At 72.3% G+C, this 18,775-nt stretch carries 15 protein-coding genes, 1 other RNA gene and 3 pseudogenes; 7 read left to right on the top strand and 12 right to left on the bottom strand.

Annotated features, from left to right (window positions below; all coding sequences use genetic code 11):
* The 3 genes and pseudogenes from dcd to QM788_RS04340 all read right to left on the bottom strand — a co-directional run.
* A complete protein-coding gene (gene dcd / locus QM788_RS04350; protein ID WP_415660223.1) occupies window positions 1-567 on the bottom strand; it encodes a dCTP deaminase in 567 nt (188 codons plus the stop codon).
* 13 nt (window positions 568-580) lie between these two features.
* Window positions 581-1,018 (bottom strand): annotated as a pseudogene (gene rnhA / locus QM788_RS04345) (ribonuclease HI); the annotation flags it as partial.
* 129 nt (window positions 1,019-1,147) lie between these two features.
* Window positions 1,148-1,831, bottom strand: a pseudogene (locus QM788_RS04340) (class I SAM-dependent methyltransferase); the annotation flags it as partial.
* A 53-nt stretch (window positions 1,832-1,884) separates the two neighbouring features.
* Between QM788_RS04340 and gloB the strand changes: the two are divergent.
* Both gloB and QM788_RS04330 read left to right on the top strand, forming a co-directional pair.
* Entirely contained in the window at window positions 1,885-2,670 is a 786-nt protein-coding gene (gloB, locus tag QM788_RS04335) for a hydroxyacylglutathione hydrolase (protein WP_415660320.1), read from the top strand.
* Window positions 2,667-4,289: a transglycosylase SLT domain-containing protein gene (locus QM788_RS04330; RefSeq protein ID WP_415660222.1), complete on the top strand. Its 1,623-nt coding sequence runs from the start codon at window positions 2,667-2,669 to the stop codon at window positions 4,287-4,289. The genes gloB and QM788_RS04330 overlap by 4 nt, the downstream gene beginning before the upstream one ends.
* Before the next feature lie 16 nt (window positions 4,290-4,305).
* Here QM788_RS04330 and QM788_RS04325 read toward each other — a convergent pair whose 3' ends face one another.
* The 4 genes from QM788_RS04325 to dnaX all read right to left on the bottom strand — a co-directional run bounded on the left by QM788_RS04325 (window position 4,306) and on the right by dnaX (window position 7,608).
* Window positions 4,306-4,698 carry an MAPEG family protein gene (locus tag QM788_RS04325; protein ID WP_415660221.1) on the bottom strand — a complete coding sequence of 131 codons (393 nt, stop codon included), beginning with the start codon at window positions 4,696-4,698 and terminating at the stop codon, window positions 4,306-4,308.
* Between the two features lie 55 nt (window positions 4,699-4,753).
* A complete protein-coding gene (gene recR / locus QM788_RS04320) occupies window positions 4,754-5,335 on the bottom strand; it encodes a recombination mediator RecR (RefSeq protein WP_415660220.1) in 582 nt (193 codons plus the stop codon).
* A gap of 61 nt (window positions 5,336-5,396) precedes the next feature.
* Window positions 5,397-5,723, bottom strand: a complete 327-nt coding sequence (locus QM788_RS04315) for a YbaB/EbfC family nucleoid-associated protein (RefSeq protein WP_415660219.1) — start codon at window positions 5,721-5,723, stop codon at window positions 5,397-5,399.
* 10 nt (window positions 5,724-5,733) lie between these two features.
* Window positions 5,734-7,608, bottom strand: a complete 1,875-nt coding sequence (gene dnaX, locus QM788_RS04310) for a DNA polymerase III subunit gamma/tau (RefSeq protein WP_415660218.1) — start codon at window positions 7,606-7,608, stop codon at window positions 5,734-5,736.
* A 44-nt stretch (window positions 7,609-7,652) separates the two neighbouring features.
* Here dnaX and QM788_RS04305 point away from each other — a divergent pair, with 44 nt between their 5' ends.
* Both QM788_RS04305 and ffs read left to right on the top strand, forming a co-directional pair.
* The gene (locus tag QM788_RS04305) at window positions 7,653-8,762 is read left to right on the top strand and encodes an AIR synthase-related protein (protein ID WP_415660217.1); all 1,110 of its coding nucleotides are present in this window, start codon (window positions 7,653-7,655) and stop codon (window positions 8,760-8,762) included.
* Window positions 8,763-8,805: 43 nt separating this feature from the next.
* Window positions 8,806-8,902: signal recognition particle sRNA small type (gene ffs / locus QM788_RS04300), an RNA gene on the top strand.
* Window positions 8,903-9,009: 107 nt separating this feature from the next.
* Here ffs and QM788_RS04295 read toward each other — a convergent pair.
* The 5 genes and pseudogenes from QM788_RS04295 to hrpA form a co-directional block, all read right to left on the bottom strand.
* Complete coding sequence (locus QM788_RS04295) at window positions 9,010-9,942, bottom strand: OmpA family protein (RefSeq protein ID WP_415660216.1); 933 nt, start codon at window positions 9,940-9,942, stop codon at window positions 9,010-9,012.
* Window positions 9,943-9,963: 21 nt separating this feature from the next.
* Entirely contained in the window at window positions 9,964-10,335 is a 372-nt protein-coding gene (locus QM788_RS04290; RefSeq protein ID WP_415660215.1) for a DUF4398 domain-containing protein, read from the bottom strand.
* Window positions 10,336-10,525: 190 nt separating this feature from the next.
* The gene (locus QM788_RS04285; protein WP_415660214.1) at window positions 10,526-11,602 is read right to left on the bottom strand and encodes an HDOD domain-containing protein; all 1,077 of its coding nucleotides are present in this window, start codon (window positions 11,600-11,602) and stop codon (window positions 10,526-10,528) included.
* Between the two features lie 232 nt (window positions 11,603-11,834).
* Window positions 11,835-12,140, bottom strand: a pseudogene (locus QM788_RS04280) (protein kinase domain-containing protein); the annotation flags it as partial.
* 262 nt (window positions 12,141-12,402) lie between these two features.
* The gene (gene hrpA, locus QM788_RS04275; RefSeq protein ID WP_415660213.1) at window positions 12,403-16,410 is read right to left on the bottom strand and encodes an ATP-dependent RNA helicase HrpA; all 4,008 of its coding nucleotides are present in this window, start codon (window positions 16,408-16,410) and stop codon (window positions 12,403-12,405) included.
* 39 nt (window positions 16,411-16,449) lie between these two features.
* Here hrpA and argA point away from each other — a divergent pair, with 39 nt between their 5' ends.
* From argA to QM788_RS04260, 3 genes are all read left to right on the top strand, one after another.
* Entirely contained in the window at window positions 16,450-17,793 is a 1,344-nt protein-coding gene (argA, locus tag QM788_RS04270) for an amino-acid N-acetyltransferase (RefSeq protein ID WP_415660212.1), read from the top strand.
* A gap of 78 nt (window positions 17,794-17,871) precedes the next feature.
* A complete protein-coding gene (locus QM788_RS04265; protein WP_415660211.1) occupies window positions 17,872-18,150 on the top strand; it encodes an oxidative damage protection protein in 279 nt (92 codons plus the stop codon).
* A 198-nt stretch (window positions 18,151-18,348) separates the two neighbouring features.
* On the top strand, window positions 18,349-18,645 hold the full coding sequence (locus QM788_RS04260) for an H-NS family nucleoid-associated regulatory protein (protein WP_415660210.1): 297 nt from the start codon (window positions 18,349-18,351) through the stop codon (window positions 18,643-18,645).
* Window positions 18,646-18,775 lie beyond the last annotated feature (130 nt).

Raw genomic sequence — 18,775 nt, 5'->3', positions numbered from 1 at the left:
TCAGGCCCGGGGCAGCGTCACGCCCACCTGGCCCTGGTACTTGCCGCCGCGGTCCTTGTAGCTGGTCTCGCAGACCTCGTCGCTCTCGAAGAACAGCACCTGCGCGCAGCCCTCGCCCGCGTAGATCTTGGCCGGCAGCGGCGTCGTGTTGCTGAACTCCAGCGTCACGTAGCCCTCCCACTCGGGCTCGAACGGCGTCACGTTGACGATGATGCCGCAGCGCGCATAGGTGCTCTTGCCCAGGCAGACCGTCAGCACGTTGCGCGGGATGCGGAAGTACTCCACCGTGCGCGCCAGCGCGAAGCTGTTGGGCGGGATGATGCAGACGTCCTTGTTGACGTCCACGAAGCTGTTCTCGTCGAAGTTCTTCGGGTCCACCACCGTCGAGTGGATGTTGGTGAAGACCTTGAACTCGGGCGCGCAGCGGATGTCGTAGCCGTAGCTGCTGGTGCCGTAGCTGACGATGCGGCGGCCGTCCTGCTCGCGCACCTGGCCGGGCTCGAAGGGCTCGATCATGCCGTGCTGCTCGGCCATGCGGCGGATCCACTTGTCGCTCTTGATGCTCATGTCCTGGTGCTCCTCACGGGGTGGCGCGCACTTTACCCAGCGAGGCCACGCCCTGGTTGGCCAGCGCGTCGGCGCGCTCGTTGCCGGGGTCGCCGGCATGGCCCTTGACCCAGCGCCACTCCACGTGGTGCAGCTTCCTCAGCGCGTCCAGCCGCTTCCACAGGTCGTCGTTCTTGACCGGCTTGCCGTCGGCGGTCTTCCAGCCGCGGCGCTGCCAGTTGGTGATCCACTCGGTGATGCCCTTGCGCACGTACTCGCTGTCCAGGTAGATGACCACGTCGCAGCTGCGCTTGAGCGAGGCCAGCGCCTCGATGGGCGCGGTCAGCTCCATGCGGTTGTTCGTCGTGCCGGCCTCGCCGCCGAACAGCTCCTTGTCGTGGCCGCCGCTGGACAGCCACGCGCCCCAGCCGCCGGGGCCGGGGTTGCCCTTGCAGGCGCCGTCGGTGTAGATGGTGACCTGCGGGCGCTTGATGCTCAAAGATGTTTTTTCCGTCATGGCGATGGGGGATGGTGCTGTTCGGCGTTCCCGCCGTTCGATCGTGCAGGGCCGCTGGCGGCGCCCGCGGGAGGGGGCCGCGTTGTTCAGCGCGACGGCGGGGGCCGCCGTGGCCGCCGCGCGCGCCGGCCTGGCCAGGCCGATCATGCGCATGCCCGGCACGCGCTTGACCGCCTGGATGAAGTAGACGGCGCCCAGCACCGGCCACCAGCGCGAGCCCACGCCCTCGACCCACTGCCAGCGGTCCAGCCAGGCCTGGCTGCGCAGCGGCGGCCGGTAGACGCCGAAGCGCGCCGCCTCCACGTCGAAGCTCAGCAGCTTGAGCCAGTCGCGCAGCCGCCAGTAGCCCAGGAATTCGCCGCGGCGCGGCAGGTAGGGCTCGCCGCGCGGCGCGAGGCGGCCGACATTCTGGCGCAGGCCCCACAGGCTCGCCGGGTTCAGGCCGAAGACGATCAGCCGCCCCTGCGGCCGCAGCACCCGCTCGGCCTCGCGCAGCAGCGCGTGCGCGTCGCCGGCCTGCTCCAGCGCATGCGGCAGCAGCAGCAGGTCCAGGCTCGCGCTCTCGAAGGGCAGCAGCTCGGGGTCGCAGTGCAGGTCGCGCCCGGCCTGCCAGCGGTGCGGCATGCGGTTGGCGCGCAGGCCGTCCAGCTCCGGCAGGCCCAGCTGCAGCGCATGGAAGCCGAACAGGTCGGCTACCGCCGCATCCACCTGGGCCTGCTCCCAGTCCAGCAGGTAGCGCCCCGGCGGGGTCTGCAGCCAGGCCGCCAAATCTATACTCGGCGCTTTCTCAGTCATGGGTTGGCGCCACCTTGACGCTCAGTTTGACGCTCACGCCGCTCCCCGCTTTCGACGACAACTACCTCTGGCTGCTGGACAACGGCCGCGAGGCCCTGGTGGTCGATCCCGGTGACGCCGCACCGGTGGCGGCGGCGCTCGATGCGCGGCGCCTGACGCTCGCCGGCATTCTATTGACCCACCACCACGGCGATCACGTCGGCGGCGTGGCCGCGCTGCGCCCGCGCCTGCAGGGCCCCGTCTGCGGCCCCGCCCGCGAGCGGCTGCCCGGCCCGGTGCGGCCCGTGCAGGGCGGCGACACCGTCGAGCTGCTGGGCCTGCGCTTCGCGGTGCTGGACGTGCCGGGCCACACGGCCGGACACGTCGCCTACTTCGCAGCCGAGGTGCCCGGCCAGGATCCGCTGCTGTTCTGCGGCGACACTCTCTTCAGCGCCGGCTGCGGCCGGCTGTTCGAGGGCACGCCGGCGCAGATGCACGCCTCGCTGCAGTCACTGGCCGCGCTGCCGGCCGCCACGCGCCTGTGCTGCGCGCACGAGTACACGCTGTCCAACCTGCGCTTCGCGCGCGAGGTGGACCCCGGCAACGCCGCGCTCGCCGCCTACGCCGCCTGGTGCGAGGCCGAACGCGCCGCCGGCCGGCCGACGCTGCCAGGCCGGCTGGACACCGAGCTCCGCGTCAACCCCTTCCTGCGCTGCGCCGAACCGGCGCTGCGCGATGCCGCCCGCCGGCACGCCCCCCTGAACACCCCGGCCGCGCCCAGCCCGGTCGACGTCTTCGCCACGCTGCGCGAATGGAAGAACACATTCCGATGACCCTGCTGCCCCGCCTCACCCCCCTCGCGCTGGCCCTGCTGCTGGCCGCCTGCGCCACCACCACCGCCCCGCCCGCGCCGGCCCCCGCGGCCGATGCCGCCCTGCCCGCGGCCGCGCCGGCCGCCATTGCCGAGCCGGCACCGGAGCCCGCCGCCGCGCCCGCCCCGGTGCGCGCGATGGCCGCCGAACTGCTGGAGGACAACCTGCGCCCCGGCGAGAAGATCGACCTGGACGCGCCCGACGTGAACGCCGACCTGTGGGGCCGCCTGCGCGGCGGCTTCCAGCTGCAGGACCTGGACGACGACTGGGTGCGCAAGGCCGAGGCCTGGTACGGCGCCCGGCCCGACTACGTCGAGCGCATGGCCACGCGCGGCAGCCGCTACCTGTTCCACATCCTCGAGGAGGTGGAGAAGCGCGGCATGCCCAGCGAGCTGGCGCTGCTGCCCTTCATCGAGAGCGCCTTCGTCACGCACGCCGTCTCCAGCGCCAAGGCCACCGGCATGTGGCAGTTCATGCCCGCGACCGGGCGCGACTTCGACCTGAAGCAGAACATCTTCCGCGACGACCGCCGCGACGTGCTCGCCTCCACCCGCGCCGCGCTGGACTACCTCGGCCGCCTCCACAAGATGTTCGGCGACTGGCACCTCGCGCTGGCCGCCTACAACTGGGGCCCCGGCAACGTGCAGAAGGCCGTCGCGCGCAACCAGCGCCTGGGCCTGCCCGCCGACTACGCCAGCCTGAAGATGCCGGACGAGACCCGCTACTACGTGCCCAAGCTGCAGGCCGTGAAGAACATCGTCCTCGCGCCCGAGCGCTTCGCGCTGAGCCTGCCGGCGGTGGCCAACCACCCCTATTTCCTGAGCGTGAAGATCGAGCGCGACATCGACGTCGAACTCGCCGCCCGCCTGGCCGGGCTGTCGCTGGAGACCTTCCAGCAGTTCAACCCGCAGATGAACAAGCCGGTCATCCTGGCCGCCGCCACCGAACAGGTGCTGCTGCCCTACGACCAGGCCAGCGCCTTCGCGGAGAACCTGGCCCGGCACAACGGCCCGCTGGCCAGCTGGACCGCCTGGGTGGTGCCCAAGACCATGAGCCCGGCCGAGGCCGCGCGGCGCACCGGCATGGCCGAGCCGGCGCTGCGCGAGATCAACCGCATCCCGCCCAAGATGCTGGTGAAGGCCGGCTCCACGCTGCTGGTGCCGCGCGCCGCGCATGTGCACGACGACGTCTCCGAGCGCCTGGCCGACACCGCCAGCCTCAGCCTCGCGCCCGATGCGCCGCCGGCGCGCCGCATGACGCTGAAGGCCCGCCGCGGCGACACCGTGGCGGCCGTGGCCGCGCGCTACAAGGTCAGCGCCGCGCAGGTGGCGCAGTGGAACCGCGTGGGCCGCGGCGCGCGCTTCAAGCCGGGCCAGGCGGTGGTGGTCTACGCCGCCTACCGGCCGGGGCCGGCCGTGGCCAAGGCACGCCCGGCCGCCACCCGCAAGGCCGCGGCCACGAAGCTGGCCAGCGTCAGCAGCACCAAGGGCAAGGCCAAGGCCCGGTCCGCCCCGACGCGCACCGCCGCCAAGGAGCGCGGCGGCAAGGGCCGCAACATCGTCGCCAGCGCCGCGCGCTGACCGGGACGACGCGCCGTCAGCGCACGAAGAACAGCGCCACGCTGGCGCCCAGGCCCGCCGTCCACACCAGCGAGCGCAGCGTGGCCCGGTCCGCCACGTACAGGCCGACGTAGGCCAGGCGCGCGGCGACGAAGCCCAGCGCCAGCGCATCCACCGTGGCCTGCGCGGCCTGGTGCTGGTGGGCCACGAACAGGCCGGCGGCGAAGACGGGCAGCGCCTCCCAGCCATTGGCCTGCGCCGCGTTCGCGCGCGCCTGCCAGCCCTGCTGCCGGGCCAGCCACGCGCGTGGCTGGTGGTTGTCGAAGCCGCCGTCGCGCCGCCGCTTGCCGACGCCGCCGGACTTGGCCAGCGCGGCGGTGGCGATGGGCAGCAGGCAGGCCACCAGCAGGCAGATCTGGGCGAGGGTCATGGGCGCGCTCCTGAAGGGGATGGTGTCGCTCGTGCAACGGTTGCGGGGGGCCGGCTCATCGCCGGTCCGACAGGGCGTGGGCGATGGTGCCCAGGTCCACGTATTCCAGCTCGCTGCCGACCGGCACGCCGCGCGCCAGGCGCGTCGCCTTCAGGCCGCGCGCGCGCAGCGCCTCGCCCAGCACATGGGCCGTGGCCTCGCCCTCGGCGGTGAAGCTGGTGGCGAGGATGACCTCCTCCACGCCGTCCTCCGACGCGCGCGCCAGCAGCTCCGCCGCGCCGATCTGGCGCGTGCCCACGCCGTCCAGCGGCGACAGGCGGCCCAGCAGCACGAAATAGCAGCCCCGGTAGGAGCCGGTGCGCTCCAGCGCGGCCTGGTCGGCCGGCGTCTCGACGACGCACAGCAGCCGGGCGTCGCGCTGCGGGTCGGCGCAGACGCCGCAGACCGGCGTCTCGCTGAAGGTGTGGCAGCGCTGGCAGTGGCCGATGCCCTCTGCGGCGGCCGTCAGCGCGCCGGCCAGCCTCGGCATGGCCTGGCGGTCATGCTGCAGCAGGTGGTAGGCCATGCGCTGGGCCGACTTCTGGCCCACGCCGGGCAGGCGCTTGAGCGCCTCGACGAGCGTGTCCAGCGCGTTCAAGGCGAAACCGCGCCGTCAGCCAACGACCGCCGCCGCAGGCGAGAAGCGCTTCGGGGGTGGCTCAAAACGGAAACTTCATGCCGGGCGGCAGCGGCATGCCGGCGGTGAGCTTGCCCATCTTCTCGGCGCTGGTGGCCTCGGCGCGGCGCACGGCGTCGTTGAACGCGGCGGCCACCAGGTCTTCCAGCATGTCCTTGTCGTCGGCCAGCAGGCTGGGGTCGATGGCCACGCGGCGGACCTCGTTCTTGCAGGTCATGACGACCTTCACGAGCCCGGCGCCGCTCTGGCCCTCCACCTCGATGCCGGCGAGTTCTTCCTGCGCCTTCTTCAGGTTGTCCTGCATCGCCTGGGCCTGCTTCATCAAGCCGGCGAGTTGGCCCTTCATCATGGTGTGTTCCTCAGGTGGTGGTCAGGGGTTGGACCGACCCCGGCAGGATGCGTGCCGAGGGGAACTGCGCGAGCAGGGTCCGTGTCATGGGGTGCTGGCGGGCCAGGTCCTCGGCCGCGCGCTGCTGCGCCTCGGCGCGGGCCACGGTGCGCAGCGCGATGGAGTCCTCGGCCACGCCGGCCTCGATGTCCAGCCGGGCGCCCAGCGCCGCTTCGAGCTTGGCGACCAGCGCCGGCTGGCGCAGCGATTCGCGCTCGACGCGCAGCGTCCAGGCCTCGCGGCCGTCCGCCGTGGTGCGGGCCAGCGCCTGGGCCTGGCGGGCCAGCTCGCCGGTCATGCCGGGCAGGTTCAGCGCGGCGATGCGCTCGGCCCAAAGCGCGCCTTCCGGCGTCTCGCGCAGCGTGGCGCGCCGGGGCGCGTCGGGCTCGCGGTCGGCGGCCGTCGCAGCGGGCGCGTCGTCGGCCTCCATCCACGGCGGCGGCGCATCGTCCGGCGGCGGGCCGCCGTCGAACGGGGCCGGGTCCTCGGCGTCGGGCCCGGGCTCGACGGGTCGGGGGCGCAGGCGGTCGCTGAGCCGTGGCGCGGCCGGCTCGGCCGCGGCGGGCGACGGCACGGGCGCCGGCACGTCGGCCCGCAGCGCCGGCGCCGGCGCGGGGGCTGGCACGGGCACGGGCACGGGCACGGGTTCGGGCGGCGCGACCCGGGGCAGCGGCACCGCGACGACGGCCTTGGCCACCGCCGGCGGGCGCACCAGCGCGGCGGCCTTCAGCGGCTTCGGCGCCGTGCCGGCCGGGCGGAAGGCCAGCATGCGCAGCAGCACCATCAGCAGGCCGGCGTATTCGTCCGGCGCCAGCGGCAGCTCGGCGCGGCCGTGCAGCGCCATGCTGTACATCAGCTGCACCTCGTCGGCCGGCAGCAGCGCGGCCAGGCGGCGGACCTCGGCGGTCTCGGGGTCGGCGTCGTCCAGCGCCGCGGGCGCGGCCTGGGCCAGCGCCATCTGCTGGAACAGCGTGGCCAGGTCTTCCAGCGTGCCGGCGGCCGACAGGCCCGCGCCGCGCAGCGCATCGGCCTGGGCGACGACGGCCTCGCCGCTGGCCGCCGCGAGCGCATCGACGATGGCCGTCACGTGGCCGCGGTCCACGCTGCCCAGCATCTGCCGCACGCCGGCTTCCGTCAGGCTGCCGGCGCCGAAGGCGATGGCCTGGTCGGTCAGCGACAGCGCGTCGCGCATCGAGCCGCGCGCCGCGCGCGACAGCAGCCGCAGCGCGCCCGGCTCGGCCGGCACGCTCTCGGCGCCCAGCACATTGCCGAGGTGGCTCTGCACGTCCGCCGCCGCCATCGGCCGCAGGTTGAACTGCAGGCAGCGCGACAGCACGGTGACCGGCACCTTCTGCGGGTCGGTGGTCGCGAGCACGAACTTCAGGTAGTCGGGCGGCTCCTCCAGCGTCTTCAGCATCGCGTTGAACGCGGTGTTCGACAGCATGTGCACTTCGTCGATCATGTAGACCTTGAAGCGGCCGACGACCGGCTTGTAGACCGCCTGGTCCAGCAGCTGCGAGATTTCCTCGACGCCACGGTTGGACGCCGCGTCCAGTTCCACGTAGTCCACGAAACGGCCGGCGTCGATGTCGCGGCAGGCCGGGCACACGCCGCAGGGCCGGGCCGTGACGCCGCCGGCGCCGTCCGGCCCGGTGCAGTTCAGGCTCTTGGCGAGGATGCGCGACACGGTGGTCTTGCCGACGCCGCGCGTGCCGGTGAACAGGTAGGCGTGGTGCAGCCGGCCCTGCGTCAGCGCATTGGCCAGCGCCTGCACCACATGCTCCTGGCCGACGAGCTGCTCGAAACTCTGCGGGCGGTATTTGCGGGCCAGGACCTGGTAACTCATGGGCCGGGATTCTAGGGGTGGGCACCCGGGGATAATCCCGGCCCATGAGCTCGCAAGCCCCCCTCACCTACGACCAAGCCGGCGTCAACTACGACCTGATCGACCCGCTGAAGATCACCGCCCAGCGTGCCGCCGCAGCCACCGCGGCCCACCTGGCCGGCCACGGTTTCAGCGAGGTGAAGGCCTCGCGCGGCGAGTCGGCCTACGTCGTCGACGTGGGGCCGTTCTACATCGCCTCCATCGTCGAATGCCTGGGCACCAAGACGCTGGTGGCCGACGACATGGCCCGTCTGACCGGGCGCAGCTTCTTCGCCGGCATCGCGCAGGACACGATCGCGATGGCCGTCAACGACCTGATCACCGTCGGCGCGACGCCGCTGGTCGTGCAGGCCTACTGGGCGGCCGGCGGCAGCGACTGGTTCGGCGACGCGCAGCGCGCACAGGCGCTGGTGGCCGGCTGGCAGGCCGCCTGCGACACCTGCCGGGTCGCCTGGGGCGGCGGCGAGACGCCCGCGCTGGCCGGCATCGTCGAGGACGGCCGCATCGACCTGGCCGCCTCCTGCACCGGCCTCATCAACCCCAAGGAACGGCTGTCGGTCGGCGACAAGCTGGCCCCCGGCGACGCCATCGTGCTGCTGGCCTCCAGCGGCATCCACGCGAACGGCCTGAGCCTGGCGCGCAAGCTCGCCGAGCGGCTGCCGAACGGCTACCTGACCGAGATCGAACCCGGCGTCAGCTACGGCGAGGCGCTGCTGGCGCCCACCGCGCTGTACTCGCCCGTGACCGAGGCGCTGTGGCAGGCCGGCATCGCGCCGCACTACTGCGCCAACATCACCGGCCACGGCTGGCGCAAGCTGCTGCGCCACCCGTCGGCGCTGACCTACCGCATCCACACCGTGCCGCCGAAGACGGCGGTGCTGGACTTCATCCAGCGCCAGTGCGGCCAGGACGACCGCGAGGCCTACTCCACGCTGAACATGGGCGCCGGCTTCGCGCTCTTCGTCGCGGCAGGCGATGCCGAGCGCAGCGCGCAGATCGCGCGCGACTGCGGCATCCCGGCCTGGGTGGCCGGCACGGTGGAAGCGGGCGAAAAGCAGCTGCTGATCGAGCCGCTGGGCATCCGCTTCAGCGAGGACGACCTGCACCTGCGCTGAACGGCCGGCCGGGGGCGCGCCGCGCCCGGCTAGAATCACACCCGACGGGCCTTCCCGCATGGAAGCGCGCCCAACCGGGTCAGGTGGGGAACCAAGCAGCCCTAAGCGTTGCGACCAGTGCCGGGGTCAGGCTCGTCACCCCCCTCTTCCCGCCAGACCCTGCCCCGCACCGTTTGCTGCGGCGCCAACAAGAAAAGGGGCGGCCAAGCCACCCCTTTGTCCTTCTGGCGCGTATCGCGCGTCAGCGTCAGCTGCGGGCGCGCACCGGCTGGTTGTCGTTCGAGATGTAGACCTCGACGCGGCGGTTCATCGCGCGGTCCGACGTGCTGGCGTTGCTGGCGACCGGGTACTGCTTGCCGTAGCCGCGCTTGTCCAGGCGGCCCGCATCGACGCCCAGCGCCACCAGCGCATCGGCGACGGACTGCGCGCGGCGCTCGGACAGCGCCAGGTTGGCCGCGTCGCTGCCGACGCTGTCCGTGAAGCCCTCGATCAGCGCGCGGCGGTCGGGGTGCTGCTTCAGGTAGTCGGCCAGCTTGGCCAGGGAGGCCTGCGCGGCGGGCTTGATCTCGGCGCGGCCGAACTCGAACAGCACGTCGCCCAGGGTGACGAGCATGCCACGGTCGGTCTGCTTGGCCTGCAGGTCGGCCAGTTCCTTCTGCAGCGCGGCGGCCTGGGCCTGGGCGCTGGCGGCCTGTTGACGCGCGGCGTCGGCATCGGCGCTGGCGCTGGCGGCCTGCTGGCGCGCGGCGCTGGCGGCGGCACTCGCCGCAGCGGCGGCGGCGCGGGCGCTCTCGGCCTGGGCCTGGGCGGCGCTGGCGCGGCGCGCGTTGGCGTCGGCGCGGGCGCGCTCGCGGTCGGCCTCGGCGGTCCGGATGGCGTCCTCGTCGGTCTGCGCGCGGGCCAGGGCCTGGGCGGTGCGGGCCTGGGCGGCGGCCACGTAGGCGGCAGAGTCGATGTCGGCCAGCGCTTCGCGCTTGGCGCTCAGGTCATTGGCGCGGTTCAGCGAGTCGGCGGCCTTCTTCAGCTCCAGCGGCGCGTACTTGACGACGGCCGGGTCGGTCTCGGCGCTGCGCACGGCGGCGCGGGCCTGCTGCAGTTGCGGCGTGAGGGTGGGGGTGCTCGCGCAGGCGGCCAGCAGCGCGGCCGCGGCCAGCGTGGTCAGGGTGGCGGTGGTTCGCATGGGGTTCCTTTCGAGCATCGGTCAGGAGGGCGTGTTGAGCTGCGTCTTCAGCTGCTGGATGCTGTCGCGCACCTCGGACAGCGCGCGGGCCGAGCGGGCCGAGCGGGCCGTGGCCTGGGCGAGCGCGGCATCGGCCGCGGCCTGCTCGGCGAGCTGGCGGGCCAGCGCATAGTCCTTGCTGGCCATCGCGGCGTTGGCGCGGGTCAGCTTGTCGCGCGCGGCGGCCAGCTCGACGGGCGCCTCGGCGGCGCTGCCGGTGGCCTGCTCGACCGCAGCGTTGGCCACGGCCATCTGCTCGCGGGGCGCGTCGGTGGAGGCGCAGGCGGCCAGCGCGGCGACGGCGACGGCGACGAGCGCCAGTGCGGCGCGGCCGGTCTTCCAGGGTGAAGTCATGGGTGCTCCTTCTGTTGTGTCGTTGCCCGCGGCGGTTCCCGCCGCCGCGGGTTCGGGGTCTTTGCAGCGTGCCGCAGCAGTATTCGTGGCGCCCGGGCCGGTGCCGGTCGGACGGCAGGCGGGTCGCCGGTCGGCCGGCGGCGCTGCGCGTTGTGGGACTGGCCCTACAGCGGATGCAGCGGCGGCCGGGTCAGGCGGCAGCGTCGGCGTCGGCCTGGGGCGGCTCGGCGCCGGCGGCCTGGCGGCCCGGCTCCAGCGCCTCCAGCACCTCGCGCGGCCCCAGCCCCAGCGCGCGTGCGTAGCGCCGCATGGCGGCCTCCAGGCCGGCACGGCGTTGGGGTTCGGGCTGACCGAGGGCGTCCACCAGGTCGTTGGCCAGGCTGCAGGTCAGGCGGATGCTGTCGGCGTCGCTGCGCGGGGGATGGACCGGCGCGTCCGGCGGCTGGCGGCGGGCCATCTTCAGCAGTTCGTCGCCCAGGCCCCAGTGGCGGGCCACGGCCTGGCCCAGCGCGTCCAGGTCGCAGCCCAGCACGGCGTAGGCCGCGGCCTGCTCGCCCAGGGCCGCCGGGTGGGGCTGCTCGGCGGTGGGCTCGGGCGGCTGCATCAGCTGGTGGATCTGCTGCGCATCGTCCGGGAAGTGGTAGTGCAGCAGCAGGCGGCCGAGGTTCTGCATCACGGCGACGAACTGCACGACCTCGGCGTCATAGCCCGCCGGGCGCAGCGCCTGCGCGACCTGCCCGGCCCGGGTGACGCGGTCCATGGCCTGCCGCAGCATCGCGGCGGCGTCCGGCGCCAGCGGCCCGGGCCAGGGCTTGAGCGCATTGGCAGCCAGCTGCACACCGTCCAGGCCCAGCATCTGGATGGCGCGCTGCATGTTCAGCACCGTCTCGCCGCCATCGCCGGACTGGTGGCCGCTTTGCCGCAGCGCGTTGTTGACGCGGCGCACCAGCTCCAGGCTCAGCGCCATGTCCTGCAGCACCAGCTCGGACAGCGCGCTGGCGTGCTGCGCCTCCAGGCCGGAGCCGCTGGTGAAGCGGTGCAGGCCGGTCAGCGTGGTGGGCAGGTGGCCGATGCGCTGCAGCCTGTCCAGCAGCAGCACCAGCGGGCCGCCGTCGTCGTGGGCGGCGGACTGGCGCCAGCCATCCAGCGCGCGCCAGAAGCTGCGCGCGAGCTGGTAGCGCTGGCGCGGCTGGCGGTCGGTGGCGCGGTTGCAGATGGCGCGCAGCGGGTCGGGGATGGGGTGGGGCGTCTCCCAGCCGAGGCGCACGATCTCGCGGACCGCCTGCGGGGCGTCGGGCTGGATTCTGCTGCACGACCCGGTGCAGGTCGTGCTGCCCGAGCACCGGCTTGCCGCTGAGCAGGCGGTGCAGCAGCAGGCCCGCGCGCAGCACGTCCTCCTCGGCGGACTCGCGCGCCGCGCGGCGGGTGGCGGTGTCGTAGCCGGCGGCGGGCGCTTCCTGCGCCACCTCCAGGCCGATGAGCCGGACCTTGTCGCCGCCGTCGATGAGCATCGCGGCGGCCTGCAGGTCGCGGTGCGCCTGGCCGGCCTCGTGCGCGAAGGCCAGGCCTTCGAGCAACTGGGCCACCCAGCCGGCGGCCTCCAGCGGCAGCGGCGCGGGCTGGCGGGCCAGGCGCTCGTCCAGCGTCTCGCCGAGCGCGCGCTCATAGGCCACGTAGGGCCAGTGCTCGACCTGGCCGATCTCGAACACCGCGGCCACGTTGGGATGCTGCACACGCGCGCCGGCCCGGGCCTGGCGCAGCCACTGCTCCAGCGCGGCGGCGCTGCCGGGCCGCTCGCGCGGCATGCACAGCAGCAGCTCCTGGCCGGCGCCGGGGTCGAACACGCACCAGACCAAGCTGCGCGCGCTCTTGGACAGCAGGGCGCGCAGCTCGAAGCGGCCGAAGGCTCTCAACGGCGGGGCCGGCTTGGGCGGCGGGGTCTCGGGCACGGTGCGGGGCGGACGGGTTGTAACAGGCGGAAAGCGCATTGGACCCCAGGCCGGCGCACCCCGAAGGGGCGTGCAGGGCCGGAAATGCGACGGATTTCCGCCGCCGCGCCTTCCGGCGTCAGCCGCTGAGCTGGCTCCAGACCTTGTCCAGCCGCTTCACGCTGACCGGCTGCGGCGTGCGCAGCTCCTGCGCGAACAGGCTGACGCGCAGCTCCTCCAGCTGCCAGCGGAAGTCGTCCAGCCGCGCGTCCCTGACGCCCTTGAGCTCGGCCAGGCGGCGCAGGTAGCGCTGCTCCAGCGGCCGCACCTCGGCCATCAGCCGGGCGTCGCGCGCCGGGTCGGCGCGCAGCTTGTCGAGCCGGCCGGTGACCGCCTTCAGGTAGCGCGGCAGGTGCTGCAGCTGCGGCCACGGCGTGTCCAGCGCGAAGCGCTTGGGCACCAGGCGCTGCAGCTGCGCGGCGATGTCGTCGGCCACGTCCTTGGCCGGGCGTGCGTCCTTGAGCTTGCGGCTGGCGTTGGCGAACTCCTGCAGCACGGCGTGCGCGGCGCGGGCCACCTCCTGCGCGATCAGGTTCAGGCGGCTGCGGCCCTCGTCGAGGCGCTTGCGGAACGACGGCGCGTCGGTCGGCAGCGGGTCGGCCAGGAAGGCGCGCTCCAGCGCGACGGCGATGACCTGGTCGCGCAGCTCCTCGGCCGTGCCCAGGCCCATGAACAGCACCGACATGCGCTGCAGGTCGGGGATGTTCTTCTCCAGGAACTTCAGCGGCTCCTTGAGCTGCAGCGCGACGAGGCGGCGCAGGCCGGCGCGGTGCTTCGCGGCGGCGACCCCGGGCTCGTCGAAGACCTCGATCTCGACGTGCGCGCCCTTGTCGATCAGCGCCGGGAAGCCGATCAGCGTCTGGCCGCCCTTGCGCACCTCCAGCAGCTCGGGCAGCTCGCCGAAGGTCCAGTCCGTGTAGGGGGCGCTCGCGTCACGGGCAGGCTCGGGCTTTTTGACGACCTCGGCCCGCACGCCCTTGCCCGCCACCGGCGCCGGTGCCGGCCGGGGCGCTTCGTCCTTGGCCGGCAGCTTCAGCGCCGCCAGCGCCTGGAAGGCCGAGCGCGCCTGCCCGCCCAGCTCCGCCTTCAGCGCGGCGAGCTGCCGGCCCTGGCCGAGCTGGCGGCCATGCTCGTCGACGACGCGGAAGTTCATGAACAGGTGGGCGGGCAGCTGCTCCAGCTTGAAGTCGTTGCGCTGCACGGCCAGCTGCGTGCGCTCGCGCACGGCCTTCAGCAGCACCTCGACCAGTGCGCCCTGGCCGAAGGGGGCCAGTTCGATGAACTCGGCGACGAAGTCCGGCAGCGGCGTCAGCCGCGCGCGCGGCTTCTGGTGCAGGCTCTTCAGCAGCGCCGTGACCTTGGCCGACAGCATGCCGGGCACCAGCCATTCGGCGCGCTCCTCGCTGACCTGGTTGAGCGCGAAGATCGGCACCGCCACCGTCAGGCCGTCGCGCGCGTCGCCGGGCTCGTGCAGATAGGCCGCCGCGCAATCCACGCCGCCGAGGCGGATGACCTTGGGGAAGGCCTCGCTGGTGACGCCCGCGGCCTCGTGGCGCATCAGCTCGTCCTGGCTCAGGTGCAGCAGCTTCGGCTCGGCCTTGCTGGCCTCGCGCCACCACTTCAGCAGCGTCGTGCCGGAGTACACCTCGGCCGGCAGGTGCTGGTCGTAGAAGGCGTGGATCAGCTCGTCGTCCACCAGCACGTCCTGGCGGCGCGACTTGTGCTCCAGCGCCTCGACCTTGGCGATCTGGCGCCGGTTGTGGGCGATGAAGGGCAGTTGCCGCACGAGGTCTTCGGGCAGCTCGTCGTTGACCAGGCCCTCGCGGATGAAGATCTCGCGCGCGGTCTTCGCATCGACGCGGCCGAAGTTCACGCGCTTGCCCGAATACAGCACGAGGCCGTAGAGCGTGGCCCGCTCCAGCGCGACGACCTCGGCGGCCTTCTTCTCCCAGTGCGGCTCCAGCAGCTGCGTCTTGATCAGGTGGCCGGCGATGGGCGGCAGCCACTGCGGCTCGATGTTGGCCAGGCCGCGGCCATACAGGCGCGAGGTGTCGACCAGCTCGGCCGCGACGATCCAGCGGCCCGGCTTCTTGCTCAGGTGCGCGCCGGGGTGGCGCCAGAACTTGATGCCGCGCGCGCCGAGGTACCAGTCCTCGTCGTCGCTCTTGCAGCCGATGTTGCCGAGCAGGCCAGCGAGCATCGACAAATGCACCTGCTCGTAGGTGGCCGGGCTCTGGTTGAGCCGCCAGCCCTGCTCGGTGACGACGGTGTGCAGCTGCGAATGCACGTCGCGCCACTCGCGCACGCGGCGCGGGCTGACGAAGTTCTCGCGCAGCAATTGCTCGTGCTTGCGGTGCGAGAGCTTGTGGCCGCGCGGCATCGCTGGGCCGCCCCGAGATGCCGCAGCCCCCTCGGGGGGTGGACGCCGCACAGCGGCGTCCTGGGGGTCAACAACTTCGCCTTTCGACTCGCCCAGCCATTTCCACAGCTTGAGATAGCCCATGAACTCCGACTTCTCGTCGTCGAACTTCTTGTGCTTCTCGTCGGCGGCCTGCTGCTGCTCCTGCGGGCGGTCGCGCACGTCCTGGCCGGACAGCGCGGACGCGATGACCAGCACCTCCGTCAGCGCCTGGCGCGAGCGCGCCTCCAGGATCATGCGGCCGACGCGCGGGTCCAGCGGCAGGCGCGAGAGTTCGCGCCCCAGGCTGGTCAGTTCATTGGCGTCGTCCACCGCGCCCAGTTCGGCCAGCAGCTGATAGCCGTCGGCGATGGCCTTGGGGCGCGGCGCCTCGATGAAGGGGAAGCGCTCCACGTCGCCCAGGTGCAGCGACTTCATGCGCAGGATCACGCCGGCCAGGCTGCTGCGCAGGATTTCCGGGTCGGTGAACTTCGGCCGCTCGTTGAACGCCTGCTCGCTGTAGAGCCGGATGCAGATGCCGTTGGACACCCGCCCGCAGCGGCCGGCGCGCTGGTTGGCCGCCGCCTGGCTGATGTTCTCGATCAGCAGCTGCTCGACCTTGTTGCGGTAGCTGTAGCGCTTCACGCGCGCGAGGCCAGGGTCGATGACGTAGCGGATGCCGGGCACCGTCAGCGAGGTTTCGGCGACGTTGGTCGCCAGCACGATGCGGCGCTGGCCGTGCGGCTCGAACACCTTGTTCTGCTCGGCCTCGGACAGCCGCGAGAACAGCGGCAGCACCTCGACGCCGGGCGGGTGGTGTTTCCTCAAGGCTTCGGCGGCCTCGCGGATCTCGCGCTCGCCGGGCAGGAAGACCAGCACGTCGCCGCCACCCTCGCGCCAGAGTTCATCCACCGCGTCGGTGATCGCGCTGTTCAGGTCGTACTCGCGGCTTTCCTCGAACGGGCGGTAGCGCTGCTCGACCGGGTAGAGCCGGCCACTGACCATCAGCACCGGCGCCGGCCCCTTGCCGGAGGCGAAGTGCTGCGCAAAGCGTTCCGCGTCGATCGTGGCCGACGTGACGATGACCTTCAGGTCCGGCCGGCGCGGCAGCAGTTCGCGCAGATAGCCGAGCAAAAAGTCGATGTTCAGGCTGCGCTCGTGAGCCTCGTCGATGATGAGCGTGTCGTAGGCGCGCAGCAGCGGGTCGCTCTGCGTCTCGGCCAGCAGGATGCCGTCCGTCATCAGCTTGACCGACGCGCCCTTGGACAGCCGGTCCTGGAAGCGCACCTTGTAGCCGACCACCTCGCCCAGCGGCGTCTTCAACTCCTCGGCGATGCGCTTGGCGACGCTGCTGGCGGCGATGCGGCGCGGCTGGGTGTGGCCGATCAGCCCGCCGCCGTTGAGCCGGCCCCGGCCCATCGCCAGCGCGATCTTGGGCAGCTGCGTCGTCTTGCCGGAGCCCGTCTCGCCGCAGACGATGACGACCTGGTGCTCGCGCAGCGCCCGCGCGATTTCGTCGCGGCGCGAAGAAACCGGCAGCGACTCGGGAAAGGAAATGGAAAGAGCCGGCTGCTGAACTTGTTGGCCCCCACGCTCATCTGCCGATGAGCTGCCCCCCGAGGGGGCTGCGCCGCCTTGGGAGCGGCCCTGCGCCGGCGCGCGCCGGCTCTCACGAAGTTCTGAATTCATTGAGGCCAGATTGTCCCGCAGGCCCGAGAATCCCGCGCCATGACCGGCCTCGTCTTCCCTCACACCTTCGTGCCCTGGTTCCGCTCGGTGGCGCCCTATATCCACGCCTACCGCGGCGAGACCTTCGTCGTCGGCATGCCGGGCGAATTGGTCGCCGCCGGCAAGCTCAACGGCTTCGTGCAGGACCTGGCCATCATGCACGCCATGGGCATCAAGCTGGTGCTGGTGCACGGCTTCCGCCCGCAGGTCAACGAGCAGTTGCTCGCCAAGGGCCAGACGCCGCGCTACAGCCACGGCCGCCGCATCACCGACGCCGTCGCGCTGGACTGCGCCCAGGAGGCCGCCGGCCAGCTGCGCTTCGAGATCGAGGCCGCGTTCAGCCAGGGCCTGCCCAACACGCCGATGGCCAACGCCACCGTGCGCGTCGTCTCCGGCAACTTCCTGACCGCCCGGCCGGTGGGCATCGTCGACGGCGTGGACTTCCAGCACTCCGGCCTGGTGCGCAAGGTGGACGGCGCGGCCATCCAGCGCGCCATCGACATCGGCGCCATCGTGCTGCTGTCGCCGTTCGGCTTCTCACCCACCGGCGAGGCCTTCAACCTGAGCATGGAAGACGTGGCCACCTCCACCGCGATCGCGCTGCAGGCCGACAAGCTGCTGTTCGTCTGCGAGGTGCCCGGCGTGCCCGAGAACCCGGACGACCCCGACAGCCCCATCGACACCGAGCTCGCCGTGGCCGACGCCGACCGCATGCTCGCCAAGGCCGGCCCGGCGCCGCAGCCCACGGAAGTGGCCTTCTACCTGCGCCACTGCGCCGAGGCCTGCCGCGCCGGCGTGGAGCGCTCGCACATCATCCCGTTCGCGGTGGACGGCGCGCTGCTGCAGGAGGTCTACACCCACGACGGCATCGGCACCATGGTCGTGGACGAGAAGCTGGAAAGCCTGCGCGAAGCCACCTCGGACGACGTGGCCGGCATCATCCAGCTGATCGAACCCTTCGAGCGCGACGGCACGCTGGTCAAGCGCAGCCGCACCGAAATCGAGCGCGACGCCGAGCTCTATACCGTCATCGAGCACGACGGCGTCATATTCGGCTGCGCGGCGCTGTACCCCTATGTCGACGCCCGCACCGCGGAAATGGCGGCACTCACCGTGTCCGCCGAAGTGCAGGGCCAGGGCGACGGCGACCGGCTGCTCAAACGAATCGAACAGCGCGCCAAAGCCATGGGCCTGGACAGCATCTTCGTGCTGACCACCCGCACCATGCACTGGTTCATCAAACGCGGCTTCCAGCAAGTCGACCCCGAATGGCTGCCCGAGGAGCGCAAGCGCAAATACAACTGGGACCGCCGCTCGCTCGTGCTGGTCAAGAGATTCAACTAGCCCGCGCCGGGCCCACCCATACGGCCGGCACGCTACAGTGCCGGCCGTTTTATCGTTCACGTGACCAGGAGATCCGCCATGCCCCGCACCATCCACTGCGCCTATCTGAAGAAGGAAGCCGAGGGCCTGGACTTCCCGCCCTACCCCGTCCATACCGAACTCGGCAAGCGGGTCTGGGAAAACGTCAGCAAGGAAGCCTGGGCCGCCTGGATGAAGCACCAGACCATGCTGGTCAATGAAAACCGCCTCAACCTCGCGGACCTGCGCGCCCGCCAGTATCTGATGCGTCAGGCCGAGCAATTCTTCTTCGGCACCGGCGCCGAGGCCGTGGCGGGCTACGTGCCGCCCTCGGCCTGAGGCCCGCGAATGCCTTGAAATAGCCCGCACCGGATGAAAACCCGTAGCCTGCGGCCGACGAAAACCCTTGCCTGAATCCCCGGTCCGCGATTTAATTACCGGGCGGAGATAATCCAGGGCAGCCGCCCGGCCGTCTCCAGAGCCGCGCCGCCGCAACGTCGGGCGCCTCACCGGTCAAATCGCAAGAGGAATAGCAGCATGTCCACCCTGAAAGAACTCCTGGCCCAGCGCGAAGCACTCGACCAGCAGATCAACCAAACCAAGGAGCGCGAGCGCGGCGAAGCGGTCGCCAAGGTCAAGGCGCTGATGAGCGAATATGGCCTGACCGTGGCCGACCTCAGCATGCGCACCGCCAAGCCTGCCAAGGTGTCCAAGGTGGCGGCCAAGTATCGCAACCAGGCCACCGGCGAAACCTGGAGCGGCCGCGGCCTGCAACCCAAATGGCTGAAGGCCGCGATTGCCGGCGGCGCCAAGCTGACCGACTTCACCATCTGAACCCCGCACCGGCGGGAATCGGCCGCAGCAGCGGCCGGCCGCCCCGCAAACCAGGGCCGCCCTTTCTGGGTGGCCCTTTTCTTTTGGCACAGGCACCCGCCTAAACTCCGGCGCATGCGCCCCGCCCTGC

It is taken from the genome of Roseateles sp. (assembly GCF_047654785.1).
Taxonomy (GTDB): domain Bacteria; phylum Pseudomonadota; class Gammaproteobacteria; order Burkholderiales; family Burkholderiaceae_C; genus Pelomonas.
The sequence above is the reverse complement of the archived record's forward strand: the minus strand, read 5'-3'. Positions and strand labels throughout refer to the sequence as shown.

Coding starts and splice junctions, on each gene's coding strand:
- QM788_RS04325 (WP_415660221.1), bottom strand. CDS start 4,698: ATGACCCTCGCCCAGATCTGCCTGCTGGTGGCCTGCCTGCTGCCCATC.
- QM788_RS04290 (WP_415660215.1), bottom strand. CDS start 10,335: ATGACTTCACCCTGGAAGACCGGCCGCGCCGCACTGGCGCTCGTCGCC.
- QM788_RS04295 (WP_415660216.1), bottom strand. CDS start 9,942: ATGCGAACCACCGCCACCCTGACCACGCTGGCCGCGGCCGCGCTGCTG.
- QM788_RS04330 (WP_415660222.1), top strand. CDS start 2,667: ATGACCCTGCTGCCCCGCCTCACCCCCCTCGCGCTGGCCCTGCTGCTG.
- QM788_RS04265 (WP_415660211.1), top strand. CDS start 17,872: ATGCCCCGCACCATCCACTGCGCCTATCTGAAGAAGGAAGCCGAGGGC.
- QM788_RS04305 (WP_415660217.1), top strand. CDS start 7,653: ATGAGCTCGCAAGCCCCCCTCACCTACGACCAAGCCGGCGTCAACTAC.
- dnaX (WP_415660218.1), bottom strand. CDS start 7,608: ATGAGTTACCAGGTCCTGGCCCGCAAATACCGCCCGCAGAGTTTCGAG.
- QM788_RS04260 (WP_415660210.1), top strand. CDS start 18,349: ATGTCCACCCTGAAAGAACTCCTGGCCCAGCGCGAAGCACTCGACCAG.
- hrpA (WP_415660213.1), bottom strand. CDS start 16,410: ATGAATTCAGAACTTCGTGAGAGCCGGCGCGCGCCGGCGCAGGGCCGC.
- argA (WP_415660212.1), top strand. CDS start 16,450: ATGACCGGCCTCGTCTTCCCTCACACCTTCGTGCCCTGGTTCCGCTCG.
- QM788_RS04315 (WP_415660219.1), bottom strand. CDS start 5,723: ATGATGAAGGGCCAACTCGCCGGCTTGATGAAGCAGGCCCAGGCGATG.
- dcd (WP_415660223.1), bottom strand. CDS start 567: ATGAGCATCAAGAGCGACAAGTGGATCCGCCGCATGGCCGAGCAGCAC.